This window comes from Pseudomonas sp. NFACC56-3 (genome assembly GCF_900100025.1).
Lineage (GTDB): Bacteria > Pseudomonadota > Gammaproteobacteria > Pseudomonadales > Pseudomonadaceae > Aquipseudomonas > Aquipseudomonas fluorescens_AA.
Map to the genome: position 1 here is coordinate 399536 of NZ_FMTK01000001.1, position 12488 is coordinate 412023.

The 12488-nt window shown below is 63.0% G+C and carries 11 protein-coding genes; 8 read left to right on the plus strand and 3 right to left on the minus strand.

Features of this window, described 5'->3' with window-relative positions; translation table 11 throughout:
- The first annotated feature begins 154 nt into the window (after positions 1 to 154).
- The 3 genes from BLO80_RS01625 (at position 155) to BLO80_RS01635 (ending at position 3467) form a co-directional block, all read left to right on the plus strand.
- Complete coding sequence (locus BLO80_RS01625; RefSeq protein ID WP_092326327.1) at positions 155 to 1627, plus strand: benzaldehyde dehydrogenase; 1473 nt, start codon at positions 155 to 157, stop codon at positions 1625 to 1627.
- A 45-nt stretch (positions 1628 to 1672) separates the two neighbouring features.
- Positions 1673 to 2440, plus strand: a complete 768-nt coding sequence (locus BLO80_RS01630; RefSeq protein WP_092326328.1) for a coniferyl-alcohol dehydrogenase — start codon at positions 1673 to 1675, stop codon at positions 2438 to 2440.
- Positions 2441 to 2519: 79 nt separating this feature from the next.
- Complete coding sequence (locus BLO80_RS01635; protein ID WP_092326330.1) at positions 2520 to 3467, plus strand: SphA family protein; 948 nt, start codon at positions 2520 to 2522, stop codon at positions 3465 to 3467.
- Positions 3468 to 3590: 123 nt separating this feature from the next.
- Here BLO80_RS01635 and mhpT read toward each other — a convergent pair whose 3' ends face one another.
- On the minus strand, positions 3591 to 4814 hold the full coding sequence (mhpT, locus tag BLO80_RS01640; protein WP_092326331.1) for a 3-(3-hydroxy-phenyl)propionate transporter MhpT: 1224 nt from the start codon (positions 4812 to 4814) through the stop codon (positions 3591 to 3593).
- Between the two features lie 312 nt (positions 4815 to 5126).
- Here mhpT and BLO80_RS01645 point away from each other — a divergent pair, with 312 nt between their 5' ends.
- Positions 5127 to 6434: an OprD family porin gene (locus tag BLO80_RS01645; RefSeq protein ID WP_092326333.1), complete on the plus strand. Its 1308-nt coding sequence runs from the start codon at positions 5127 to 5129 to the stop codon at positions 6432 to 6434.
- Positions 6435 to 6515: 81 nt separating this feature from the next.
- On the opposite strand, the gene BLO80_RS01650 is transcribed toward BLO80_RS01645, so the two are convergent.
- Positions 6516 to 7001, minus strand: a complete 486-nt coding sequence (locus BLO80_RS01650; protein WP_092164833.1) for a MarR family winged helix-turn-helix transcriptional regulator — start codon at positions 6999 to 7001, stop codon at positions 6516 to 6518.
- 213 nt (positions 7002 to 7214) lie between these two features.
- Here BLO80_RS01650 and BLO80_RS01655 point away from each other — a divergent pair, with 213 nt between their 5' ends.
- From BLO80_RS01655 to BLO80_RS01665, 3 genes are all read left to right on the plus strand, one after another.
- Positions 7215 to 8045, plus strand: a complete 831-nt coding sequence (locus BLO80_RS01655) for a p-hydroxycinnamoyl CoA hydratase/lyase (protein WP_092200692.1) — start codon at positions 7215 to 7217, stop codon at positions 8043 to 8045.
- A gap of 105 nt (positions 8046 to 8150) precedes the next feature.
- Positions 8151 to 9599, plus strand: coding sequence for an aldehyde dehydrogenase (locus BLO80_RS01660; protein ID WP_060742570.1), 1449 nt, complete (start codon positions 8151 to 8153; stop codon positions 9597 to 9599).
- A gap of 141 nt (positions 9600 to 9740) precedes the next feature.
- A complete protein-coding gene (locus BLO80_RS01665; protein ID WP_092326697.1) occupies positions 9741 to 11618 on the plus strand; it encodes a feruloyl-CoA synthase in 1878 nt (625 codons plus the stop codon).
- Positions 11619 to 11750: 132 nt separating this feature from the next.
- Here the strand turns inward: BLO80_RS01665 and BLO80_RS01670 are convergent, their stop codons facing one another.
- Entirely contained in the window at positions 11751 to 12068 is a 318-nt protein-coding gene (locus BLO80_RS01670) for an ElaB/YgaM/YqjD family protein (protein WP_092326335.1), read from the minus strand.
- Between the two features lie 163 nt (positions 12069 to 12231).
- On the opposite strand from BLO80_RS01670, the gene BLO80_RS01675 reads away from it, so the two are divergent.
- Positions 12232 to 12486 (plus strand): hypothetical protein, encoded by a 255-nt coding sequence (locus BLO80_RS01675; RefSeq protein ID WP_003181187.1) that lies wholly within the window; start codon positions 12232 to 12234, stop codon positions 12484 to 12486.
- Positions 12487 to 12488: the final 2 nt, after the last annotated feature.

The following is a 12488-nucleotide window of genomic DNA, read 5'->3' on the forward strand; positions in this document are numbered from 1 at the left end:
GGCGAAGAACCTTGAGCCAGAGCCTTGCGCCAGGTTTATCAAGGCCCGCGGGCAAAATCGGCACAGCGCTTGCTCAAGCACTTGCACGGCGTTTGCGTCGATACCTTCCAGGTGCGGCAAACGATGACAAAAACAAAAGAGCCGGGAGTGTTAAATGTCTGCAACCAAAAGCCACCTGCTGTCCCAGGTGATCGAATCGGAATGTGTCTTCAACGGTGACTGGGTGCCTGCCTCGGGCCCGCTGCAATCGATCATCGAGCCGGCCACCGGTGAACGGCTGATGCGCTGTGCCATGGCCGATGCCGCCGACATCGCCAAGGCCAGTCGCGACGCCGCCCTGGCGCAGCCGGCGTGGGCGGCGCTGGGCCCGCGGCAACGGGCGGCGATTTTCCGCAAGGCCGCCGACGTGGCCGAGCAGTCCTTCGACGAACTGGCGCTGTACGTGGCCCGGGAGACCGGTGCCGCGCTGTTCAAGGGACAGCATGAAGTGCGCGAAGCCATTGTGCTGTTGCATCAGGCCGCCGGTCTGCTGTCCCAGGCCCATGGGGTGGTGCTGCCCAGCGAGGCGGGGCGCCTGTCCTATGCGCGGCGCCAGCCCCATGGCGTGGTCGGGGTTATTTCGCCCTTCAACTTTCCCCTGGTGCTGTCCATGCGCTCCGTCGCGCCGGCCCTGGCGGCGGGCAACGCGGTGGTGCTCAAGCCGGATCCGCAGACCCCGGTGAGTGGCGGTTTTCTCATCGCTCGGTTGTTCGAAATGGCAGGCCTGCCCAAGGGCTTGCTGCACGTGTTGCCCGGCGCGGCGGAGGCCGGGGAGGCGCTGTGCCGCGACCCTAATGTGCGCATGATCGCCTTCACCGGTTCCACCGGCGCCGGTCGCAAGGTCGCTGAAGTGGCCGGGCGCAACCTGAAGAAGGTCGCCCTGGAGTTAGGCGGCAAGAACCCACTGATCATTCTCGAAGACGCCGATCTCGACCTCGCGGCCCGGAACGCGGCCTGGGGCGCCTGGCTGCACCAAGGGCAGATTTGCATGGCCACCGGATTGATCCTCGCCCATGAGTCCATCGCCGCCGAGCTGACCCGCAAACTGGTGGAAAAGGCCCAGGCCATGACCCTCGGCAACGCCGCTCGGGAAGAAGCCGCCATGGGGCCACTGATCAATCAGCGGCAGTTGCAACGGGTGCACGACATCGTCAGCGACACCGTGCTCGCCGGGGCCCGGCTGGAGACCGGCGGCGATCACGATCGGCTGTTCTACCAGGCCACGGTGCTCAGCGGTGTGAAGCCGGGCATGCGCGCCTTCGACGAGGAGGTCTTCGGGCCGGTGGCCACGGTGGTCAGCTTCGCCACCGATGACGAAGCCATCGAATTGGCCAATCGCACCGAATACGGTTTGGCGGCGGCGATCATTTCTCCGTCCGTGGGCCGGGCCATGGCCATCGGTGAGCGGTTGCAGTGCGGCATGCTGCACATCAATGACCAGACCGTCGCCGATGAATGCGTCAATCCGTTCGGCGGGCGCGGCGCCTCGGGTAACGGCGGCAGCGTTGGCGGCCCGGCGGATTGGGATGAATACACGCAGTGGCAATGGGTCACCGTGAAGAATACTGCGCCGATCTATCCGTTCTGACGTCGTTCCTTCGATATGCCTACACAACAATAAGAGGGCTTGAACATGAACCTGCACAACAAAACCCTGGTCGTCACAGGCGTGGCCTCCGGCATCGGTGCGGAACTGGCGCGCCTGGCGCGTTTCCAGGGCGCCCGGGTGATTGGCGTCGATCGCCATGAACCGCAACTGACCGTGGATGGCTTTTTCCAGGCCGACCTTGGCGATCCGGAAAGCATCGATGCCTTGGTGGCGCGGCTACCGCAGCAGATCGACGGGCTGTGCAACGTCGCCGGCGTACCGGGAACCGCGCCGGTGCAAGCGGTGGCGAAGGTCAATTACCTGGGGCTGCGCCATCTCACCGAGTCCGTGCTGCCACGCATGGTGCCCGGCAGCAGCATCGTCAACGTCGCCTCGATCCTGGGGGGGCAGTGGCCGGAACGGCTGATGCTGCACAAGGCGCTGGCTGCCGCCGAGAGCTACGGGGCAGGGCAGCAGTGGCTCGCGGCCAATCCGGTGGACCAGACCACCTGTTACCAGTACTTCAAGGAAGCGCTGATCGTCTGGACATACCAGAAGTCGCAGCAATGGTTTGCCGAGTATTCGGTGCGGGTCAACTGTGTGGCACCCGGGCCGGTCTTCACCCCGATCCTTGGGGATTTCGTCAGCATGCTCGGCGAGGAAAGAGTGGCGCAGGACAGCCATCGCATGAAGCGCCCGGCCCTGGCCGACGAGGTGGCGGCAGTGATCGCATTCCTCTGTTCTGACGCCGCGCGCTGGGTCAACGGCGTCAACCTGCCGGTGGACGGCGGGCTGGCGGCGACCTACGTATAGCGCTACCGCGGTGATGTACCCCGGCCCCGTGAGTGCGGTGCCGGGCCTGCGATAACAACAAAAATACAGGACTCACAAGATGCTCAAGCCTATCTTGCGGATGGCTGCTGCCCCGATTCTGGTAACACTGTCGCCCCTCGTTCATGCCTATGACTTGCCCGGTCTCAACCTGGGCAGCACCAGCTTCTACGACGGTTCCCCGGCGCCGGCCGGCCCAGGTTGGTACCTGGAGGAATACCTCACGTACTCCAAGGCCGACCGGTTCAACGATGCCCACGGCGATAAACTGCCGTTGCCCAAGCAAACCGTAGAAGTCTTCGCGCCCACCACCCAGATCATCTACGTGGGGCAACCCTGGGCCAACGGCGCGATGCCAGGGTTCACGCTGATCAACACCTCCCTGGTCCACGCCGATGTGGACGATGGGCTGGACAATGCAGCCCTGAGTTCGCGGGAAGGCTTTGGCGACCTGGTCGTCGGGGCTTTCCTGCAATTGCCCACGCTGACCCGCGCCGACGGTAGCCCTTTGCTCACCCAGCGTGTCGAGGTGGACGTGTCGATGCCGGTGGGGGCCTACAACCGCAACCGGTCGATCAACCCGGGCAGCAACTTCTGGTCGTTCAATCCGTATTACGCCGCCACCTATTGGTTTATGCCCAAATGGTCGGCCAGCGGGCGCTTCATGTATTTGTGGAACGGCAAGAACGACGACCCGTCGGCCAGTTTTGGCGACGTCTCCGATACCCAGGCGGGCCAGGCCCTGCACGCGAACCTGACGTTGCAGTATGCCTTGACCGACCGATTCAGTGCCGGACTCAACGGCTACTGGCTCAAGCAGTTCACCGACACCCAGGTCGATGGGCACGATGTCAGCGGGCGCCGGGAGAAAGTCTGGGCGATCGGGCCGGGGTTCAACTATGTCTTTCGCAAGGAGGACACGCTGTCGGTCAACGCTTACTTCGAGCAGGATGCCGAGAACCGCACCGAGGGGAACAAGCTGGTGTTGAACTGGTTGCATCAGTTCTGAGCCTGGACAACCGCGGAGGGTTGCAGGCGCTGTGAAGGGTAACGAAGCTGCGATCTTTCCACGCTCATCGATTCCAGCGCGAAAGATTCAGGATCGCAGGCTTCGCCAGTTCTACAACAGCGCTTAGCGCCGCAGCGGCTCGCCATGCACCACTTGCGACTGTACCGCCGCCGCCCGGGCCATCACGCTGATCGCCGCCACGGCCGCGATCAGCAACCCGGGCGACGTCGCCAGCAACACGCCTGTCGTGCCTGCCCCTGCCGCCAGGATCTGGCCCGCAGCCAAGGGGCCAGCGACCGAACCCAGGCGACCGATAGCCACTGCCGCGCCGACTCCCGTCGCGCGCACCGTGGTGGGGTAGGAGGGCGGTGCCAAGGCATAGAGAACCAGTTGCGCGGCCATGACGAATAACCCGGCAGCAAACCCGGCGATGCCCATCGGCACGATGCCGACCGACAAACCGACTCCGGCCAGGGCACTCAGCAGGCCGGCATAGACGAACAGCACCACCTTGATGCCATTGCAACGGTCCAGCAACAGGCCGCCCAGCAACGAGCCAAGGGCGCCACCGACGTTGAACAGCATCTGCACCAGGCCAGCCTGGGGTTTGCTGAAGCCCTGTTCCAGCAACAATGACGGCAGCCAGTTGAGCAACATGTACATGACCGTCAGGGTGAAGAAATAGCTCAGCCACAGGGCCAAGGTGGTACGGCCGCGACCTTCACCGAACAGCGCCTGGGCGGTGGAGCCGCGCGATGAGCCGCCATCCTGCACCTGGCGAAAGGCACTGGATTCTGGAAGCCACAGGAGCATCAGCGGCACCACCAGCAGCGGCGCCAACCCACCGATGAAAAACGTCATCTGCCAGTGCTCGCCAAACAGCATCGCGACCACGGCAGCCAATGCACCGCCCAGCGGCACTCCCGCATACATCACGCTGATGGCCGTGCCTCGGCGCTGCTCACCCACGGCTTCGGCACACAGGGCTATGAGGTTGGGCAGGGCGGCGCCCAGGCCCAGGCCGGTCATGAAACGCACCAGCAACAGGGTGGAGAAGTGTTCGACATAAGCGGTGCTGAGGGAAAACACGCCGAAGAGCAAGACAGCGGTGATGAGGATTCTCTTGCGACCGATGCGATCAGCGATCCAACCACCGAAGAAGGCGCCCGGCAGCAACCCGATGATCCCGGCGCTGAACACCCAGCCCATCATGTTCGGGTCAAGGGCAAACGTCTGCCGTAGGCCTGCGGCGGCGGTACCGGCTGACTGCAGGTCGAAACCCTCGATCAACGCAACGATGAAACACAAGGCAATGGTCAGCGTCGCACGACGCGCCGGACGGTCCATGGCAAATCCTCTTATTGTTTTTGTGAGGGGACACCGCTCGAAGGAAAACCGGCGGATGGGATTAAGATTAACAAAGATAACTAAAAAATGAAGGGTGCCGGAAGGACGTCAATAAGCGGCCAGTTCAGTATGAAAATCAGTGGCTTGGAAAGGATTAATGGACGAATGGGTAAATTAGTTAGTTATATTAATGTTCGATTATCGGACGCCGGCGATTGACGAAGCGCCCGTACCGTTTCCATTCTTTGTCCGCACGGCCCCCGTCGCCAGGCTCGGGCCGATCAAAACAACAACAATAAATGGACACCGAACATGCCAAACCTTGCTCGGGACACGCTGACGGCGTGCCCTGTTTCATCCCTCGTCCCTCTGCTGGCCTGTCTCGGGCTGAGCCTCGGTTCCCCCGTATCGTGGGCGGAAGGCTTCATTGACGACAGCCACGGTACGCTGACCCTGCGCAACTACTACATGGACCGCGACTACAAGGACGACGGCGCCAAGACCGCAGCGCGGGAATGGGCTCAGGGTGTGTTCATGAACATGGAGTCGGGGTTCACCCCGGGCGCGGTCGGGTTCGGCCTGGATGTCAGGGGGTTGCTGGGCATCAGGCTTGATTCGTCGCCGGATCGCAGTGGCACTGAACTGTTGCCGGTGTCCGCCAGCGACAAGCGCGCGGCGGACGAATATTCGCGCCTGGGCGTGACCGGCAAGCTGCGTTTCGCTCAAACCACGGTGAAGACCGGCGATGTCTCGATCTTCCTGCCGTTTGCCTTTGCCAGCCCGTCGCGGCTGCTGCCGCAGACCTTTCGCGGGACGACGCTCAGTTCCAAGGATCTCGACGGTTTGACGTTGAACACCGGGTATATCGATCGCATCGCCCGCCGCGATTCCACCGATTACCAACCGATGAGCATCGCTTCGCCCAACCGCCGATTCAACGGCGCGGCGACCGCTTCCCATATGGCGTATGTGGGCGGTGACTACCAGGTCAACAAAGACCTCAGCCTGCGGGCCTACCACGCCGAAGTGGCGGACCTGTACCGGCAGGAAACCCTGGCGTTGTTGCATAACCTGCCCCTGGGCGATGGCGTCCTGACCACCGACCTGCGCAGTTTTTTCAGCGACGAAGACGGCGCGGCCAAGGCCGGCAAGGTGGATAACCGCAATGCCTCGGCACTGGTTGGCTATCGCCTGGGCGGGCATCGCGTGAGCCTGGGCTACATGCACGCCAGTGGCGATACGGCCACGCCTTATGTGTCCGGCACCGAGTTGATGGGCTTGAGTGAAATGACCATGAGCTCGGACTTCCTCAATGCCAAGGAACGCACCTGGCAGGCGATCCATGACTACGATTTCGCCGCCGTGGGCGTGCCGGGCCTGAGGACTCGACTGCGTTATGTGCGTGGCGATCACATCGAGCTGGCGGCCCTCAATGCCGAAGATCGCAAGGAGCGCGAGTTCCAGATGGAGTTGGGGTACGTGATCCAGGGCGGCCCACTGAAGAACGTCGGGTTGCTGGTCCGCAAATCGATCTATCGCAACAACTTCCCGGGTACGGCGGCGTTTCGCGACGAGAACCAGACCCGGTTCCTGGTGACGTACAGCGTGCCGATCTGGTGAGTTTCAAGTCGGCTGGCTAGCGCTTGTGGGAGCAAGCTTTGCTCCCACATAGCGGTGCCGCAGGGACCCGCGCCAGGCTCGCTACTGGTAAACCTTCTTCAACAACCGCAGCAACTCCTCGCGCTCAGTCCCCGAGAGGGCAGCGGTGGAGTCAAGGTCGCTCTGGGCGGCGATTTGCTTGAGTTCCTTGAGCAGGGTTTCGCCGGTCTTGCTCAGGAAGATCCCATAGGAGCGCTTGTCTGGCTTGCAGCGCACGCGCACCGCCAAAGCCCGGCTTTCCAGCTTATTGAGCAACGGCACCACTTGCGGCGGTTCGATCGCCAGGGCCTTGGCCAGGTCGGCCTGCATCAGGCCGGGATTCTGGTCGATGATTGCCAGGGCCGAGAACTGGGCGGGCCGCAGATCATGGACGGCGAGCCGGCCAATCAGGTTCTGGAACAGTTTCAACTGGGCGCGGCGCAGGGCGTAACCGATCAGGTCATCCAACGCGGAGTCCAGCGGCACCTGAGCGTCGGTACCGGCGACCAGGGGCTCGGCGGGTTCGGCAAGCTTGGAAGACTTGGCCATCGAAGTGAGTGTCCTCAAGATAAGTGATTAACAAGGCTATCCAGTTTGCCGGGGTTGCGGCGCCCTGGCTACGGGCTTGTGCATATTCGAATTTTTAAACCTTCGATCCAGCCTCTGAAAAATACAGATAAACCGGTTAATAGTTAATTGACATAACTAAATTTCCGGTTTAGTTTTTGAGCATCTTCAGCCAAGAACAAGAGTGCACGCATCATGAGCAATTACGAAGGTCGCTGGAAAACGGTCAAGGTCGACATCGAGGAGGGCATCGCCTGGGTCACCCTCAATCGCCCGGAAAAACGTAACGCCATGAGCCCGACCCTCAACCGCGAGATGATCGACGTGCTCGAGACCCTGGAGCAGGATCCGGCCGCAGGGGTATTGGTGCTGACCGGGGCCGGTGACGCCTGGACCGCTGGCATGGACCTCAAGGAATACTTCCGCGAAGTGGATGCCGGGCCGGAAATCCTCCAGGAAAAAATCCGTCGCGAAGCGTCGCAATGGCAGTGGAAATTACTGCGCATGTACGCCAAGCCAACCATCGCCATGGTCAATGGCTGGTGCTTCGGTGGCGGTTTCAGCCCGCTGGTGGCGTGCGACCTGGCGATCTGCGCCGACGAAGCGACTTTCGGTCTCTCGGAGATCAACTGGGGCATCCCGCCGGGCAACCTGGTCAGCAAGGCCATGGCCGACACCGTGGGCCATCGCCAATCGCTGTACTACATCATGACCGGCAAGACCTTCGGTGGGCAGAAAGCGGCCGAAATGGGCTTGGTCAATGAGAGCGTGCCCTTGGCGCAGTTGCGTGAAGTCACTGTGGAACTGGCCCGCAACCTGCTGGAAAAGAACCCGGTGGTACTGCGGGCGGCCAAGCATGGCTTCAAGCGTTGCCGCGAACTGACTTGGGAGCAGAACGAAGATTACCTGTACGCCAAGCTCGACCAGTCGCGCCTGCTCGATACCGAGGGTGGCCGCGAGCAGGGGATGAAGCAATTCCTGGACGACAAGACCATCAAGCCGGGCCTGCAGACCTACAAGCGCTGAGCCAACCGCGCGGCGGGCGCCATCGTGCGCCCGCGGGCTGTTCGTCCCAGGCCCTCGGCGCTACTGTGAACGTGTTCCCGATAAAGACAATAAAGAGGAATCACCATGCTGGACGTGCCCCTGTTGATTGGCGGCCAGTCGTGCCCGGCCCGCGACGGCCGGACCTTCGAGCGCTGCAACCCGGTGACCGGTGAAGTGGTGTCTCGCGTGGCCGCCGCCACCCTGGAAGATGCCGATGCCGCCGTGGCCGCAGCCCAGGCGGCGTTTCCCGCCTGGGCCGCGCTGGCACCCAACGAACGCCGCACGCGTCTGCTGCGGGCAGCCGAGCAATTGCAGGCCCGCAGTGGCGAGTTCATCGCCGCGGCCGGCGAGACTGGCGCCATGGCCAACTGGTACGGTTTCAACGTGCACCTGGCGGCGAACATGCTGCGCGAAGCCGCGTCCATGACCACCCAGATCAATGGCGAAATCATTCCCTCCGACGTGCCAGGCAGTTTCGCCATGGCCCTGCGTCAGCCCTGCGGCGTGGTGCTGGGTATCGCGCCCTGGAACGCCCCGGTGATTCTCGCCACCCGTGCCATCGCCATGCCCCTGGCCTGCGGTAACACCGTGGTGCTCAAGGCTTCCGAGATCAGCCCGGCGGTGCATCGGCTGATCGGCCAGGTGTTGCAGGACGCCGGGCTGGGTGACGGTGTGGTCAACGTGATCTGTAACGCACCGGCGGATGCGCCGGCCATTGTCGAACGGTTGATCGCCAACCCGGCGGTGCGCCGGGTCAATTTCACCGGTTCGACCCACGTTGGACGCATCGTCGGCGAACTCTCGGCGCGCCACCTCAAACCAGCGTTGCTGGAGCTGGGCGGCAAGGCGCCGTTGCTGGTACTGGACGACGCCGACCTGGACGCCGCCGTGCAAGCGGCGGCCTTCGGGGCCTACTTCAACCAGGGCCAGATCTGCATGTCCACCGAGCGATTGATCGTCGACGCCCGCGTGGCGGATGCGTTCATCGCCAAGCTGACCGCCAAGATCGCCACCTTGCGTGCCGGTGATCCGGCGGCCGGCGATTCGGTGCTGGGCTCGTTGGTCGACGCCAGTGCCGGCCAGCGCATCAAGGGACTGATCGACGATGCCTTGGCCAAAGGCGCAACGCTGGTCACCGGTGGCCAGTTGGAAGGCAGCATCCTGCAGCCGACCTTGCTCGACGGCGTCACTGCGCAGATGCGCCTGTACCGCGAAGAGTCCTTCGGGCCAGTGGCGGTGCTGTTGCGCGGCGAGGGCGATGAAGCGCTGTTGCGCCTGGCCAACGATTCCGAGTTCGGCCTGTCGGCTGCCATCTTCAGCCGCGATACCACCCGCGCGTTGGCCTTGGCCCAGCGGGTCGAGTCGGGCATTTGCCACATCAACGGGCCGACCGTGCACGACGAGGCGCAGATGCCCTTCGGCGGGGTCAAGTCCAGTGGTTATGGCAGCTTCGGCGGCAAGGCGTCCATCGAGCATTTCACCCAGTTGCGCTGGGTGACCTTGCAGAACGGTCCCCGGCATTACCCGATCTGAAACCCATCGCATCATGGGTGGTCGAGCCTCGAACGCCGCCGCCCGGATGCAGGCCAGAATAACAATGACAAGGCCGCAGCCCCGCGCTGCCATGCTCCGCTCGCATCGCGACCCGAGCGTGCCTTGGTGGAGGAAATGTACGTGAGTTCCGAGTCCAGATCGTCCTCCCGACCCGAGGCCGGGCGTTATCGCCAGGTGTCGATTGGTCATCCTGCCGTCGAAGTCCGGGAAGAGCGCGGCATTTTGCACATGCGCTCCCTGGAACCCCTGGCCCCGCTGCCGGCGCGTTTGCTCGAACGCCTGGTGCACTGGGCCGAGGTGCGCCCGCAGCAGACGTTTATCGCGGCCCGTGAAGCAGGCGGCGACTGGCGTCGGGTCAGCTATGCGCAGATGCTCGACAGTGTCCGGGCCATCGCCCAAAGCCTGCTCGGTTACGGTTTGTCAGCGGAAAAACCCTTGGCGCTGCTCTCCGGCAACGACATCGAACACCTGCAAATGGCCCTCGGTGCGATGTACGCCGGCATTCCCTATTGCCCGGTGTCGCCGGCTTATTCATTGCTGTCCCAGGATTTCGCCAAGCTGCGCCATGTCTGCGATCTGTTACAGCCGGGGTTGGTGTTTGTCAGCGAAGCCGCCCCGTTCGAGCGAGCGGTCAATGCCGTACTGCCGGCGAACGTTCCCTTGATCACGGTGCGCGGCGAGATGGCGGGCCGCTCCAGGACCCGCTTCGCCAGCCTGTTGGCTCAACCCGGCGGCGCGGAGGCCGAGCAGGCGTTCGCCGCCACCGGCCCGGACAGCATCGCCAAGTTCCTGTTCACCTCGGGCTCCACCAGGCTGCCCAAGGCCGTGATCACCACCCAGCGTATGTTGTGCGCCAATCAGCAGATGCTGCTGCAAACCTTTCCGGTGTTCGGCGAGGCGCCGCCGGTGCTGGTGGACTGGCTGCCGTGGAACCACACGTTCGGCGGCAGCCACAACCTCGGCATCGTGCTGTACAACGGCGGCACGTTCTACCTGGACGACGGCAAACCCACCGCCCAGGGCTTCGCCGAGACCCTGCGCAACCTCAAGGAAATTTCGCCCACCGCCTACCTGACCGTGCCCAAGGGCTGGGAAGAATTGGTCAGCGCCTTGGAGCAGGACGGTGAATTGCGCGAGCGTTTCTTCAAGCGCATCAGCCTGTTCTTCTTTGCCGCGGCGGGCTTGTCCCAAAGTACCTGGGACCGGCTCGACAAGGTCGCCGAGCAGCATTGTGGCGAACGTATCCGCATGATGGCGGGCCTGGGCATGACCGAAGCGTCGCCGTCCTGCACCTTCACCACCGGGCCCTTGTCCATGGCCGGCTACATCGGTCTTCCGGCGCCCGGCTGCGAGGTCCGGCTGGTGCCTGTGGACGGCAAGTTCGAAGGGCGTTTTCGCGGGCCGCACATCATGCCTGGCTACTGGCGTTCGCCGCAGCAGACTGCCGAAGTGTTCGACGAGGACGGTTTCTATTGCTCGGGGGATGCGATCAAACTGGCCGATGCCAGCAATCCGCAACTGGGGCTGATGTTCGACGGGCGGATCGCCGAGGACTTCAAATTGTCTTCCGGTGTCTTTGTCAGCGTCGGGCCGTTGCGTAACCGGGCGGTGTTGGAAGGCACACCCTACGTCCAGGATCTGGTGATCACCGCACCGGATCGCGAGTGCCTGGGTGCGCTGGTGTTTCCACGACTTGCTGAATGCCGGCGCCTGTCAGGCCTGGGCGCGGATGCCAGCGACACCCAGGTCCTCGCCAGCCCACCGGTACGCCAATGGTTCGCCGACTGGCTGCAACGCCTGAACCGCGAAGCCAGCGGCAACGCCAGTCGCTTGGAGTGGATAGCCTTGCTCGATGAACCGGCGTCGATCGACCGTGGTGAAATCACCGACAAGGGGTCGATCAACCAACGGGCGGTGTTGCAGTGGCGGGCGGGGAAGGTGGAGGCTTTATATCGCGGGGAGGATGCGTCGATCCTGCGGGCGGGTCCTGCCGCTTGAGGCAATCAAAAGTCCCTGTGGGAGCGAGCTTGCTCGCGATGGCGGTGGTTCAGCAGCAGAGATGTCGCCTGGTACACCGTCATCGCGAGCAAGCTCGCTCCCACATCAAATCCGGGGGCTGCTTGCTGTTGTTTAACGCCGGCCCAGCAGCAAACCCACCACCAGCCCGAACCCCGCGGAAATCGCCACGGTCTGCCAGGGGTGGCCGCCAATATAGACCTCAGTGGCATCGACTATGGGACGGGTACGCTCCCGGGCGCTGGTGACCGAGTCGCGCGCCTGTTGCAGTTTCTGCGCTATCTGGTCTCGCAGGTTTTCGGCCTCTTCGCCTACCAGCGAGGCGCTGCTTTTGAGCAGCTTTTCCGATTCTTCAATCAGCGCCGTCAATTCGCTGAAGGCTTGATCCTTGATTTGTTCTCCGTTCGCTTGCACGGTGCCTTTACGGGCCATGGAAGTACTCCTTGTGTGGATGAATGGCATTGAACAGTGGAGTGCCGCGCCGGTTAAAAAGTTGCAGCGCTCGGCCTTGGCAGGGCAATCCATCGCAAATCGTGGTTAAGACGTTTCCCTGCAAGGTGTAAGATGGCGCCTATTTACGCAACAGGTAATTCCCATGAGCTTCAATCTGGCTGACAAGCCCCTGGCCGAGCGCGCTGCGCTGGAAGACGAAAAATCCCGACTCTTTGAACTGTGGCAAAACAACCTGGGCAAGGCCAAGGGCGATGCCGCCCGCCTGTTCGGCGAGCGCTCCAAACGCAAGGGCAAGTGGGCCGAGTGGGTGCGTGCCGAACTGGACGGCATGTCGCCGCCGGAATACGCCAACATGGTGCGCAGCGAAGTCAATCGACTGATGGCCGCCAACAAGTAAAC

What these genes read in the sequence shown, in the direction of transcription:
- BLO80_RS01625 (WP_092326327.1), top strand. Translation starts at nt 155, where the DNA reads ATGTCTGCAACCAAAAGCCACCTGCTGTCCCAGGTGATCGAATCGGAA.
- BLO80_RS01630 (WP_092326328.1), top strand. Translation starts at nt 1,673, where the DNA reads ATGAACCTGCACAACAAAACCCTGGTCGTCACAGGCGTGGCCTCCGGC.
- BLO80_RS01635 (WP_092326330.1), top strand. Translation starts at nt 2,520, where the DNA reads ATGCTCAAGCCTATCTTGCGGATGGCTGCTGCCCCGATTCTGGTAACA.
- mhpT (WP_092326331.1), bottom strand. Translation starts at nt 4,814, where the DNA reads ATGGACCGTCCGGCGCGTCGTGCGACGCTGACCATTGCCTTGTGTTTC.
- BLO80_RS01645 (WP_092326333.1), top strand. Translation starts at nt 5,127, where the DNA reads ATGCCAAACCTTGCTCGGGACACGCTGACGGCGTGCCCTGTTTCATCC.
- BLO80_RS01650 (WP_092164833.1), bottom strand. Translation starts at nt 7,001, where the DNA reads ATGGCCAAGTCTTCCAAGCTTGCCGAACCCGCCGAGCCCCTGGTCGCC.
- BLO80_RS01655 (WP_092200692.1), top strand. Translation starts at nt 7,215, where the DNA reads ATGAGCAATTACGAAGGTCGCTGGAAAACGGTCAAGGTCGACATCGAG.
- BLO80_RS01660 (WP_060742570.1), top strand. Translation starts at nt 8,151, where the DNA reads ATGCTGGACGTGCCCCTGTTGATTGGCGGCCAGTCGTGCCCGGCCCGC.
- BLO80_RS01670 (WP_092326335.1), bottom strand. Translation starts at nt 12,068, where the DNA reads ATGGCCCGTAAAGGCACCGTGCAAGCGAACGGAGAACAAATCAAGGAT.
- BLO80_RS01675 (WP_003181187.1), top strand. Translation starts at nt 12,232, where the DNA reads ATGAGCTTCAATCTGGCTGACAAGCCCCTGGCCGAGCGCGCTGCGCTG.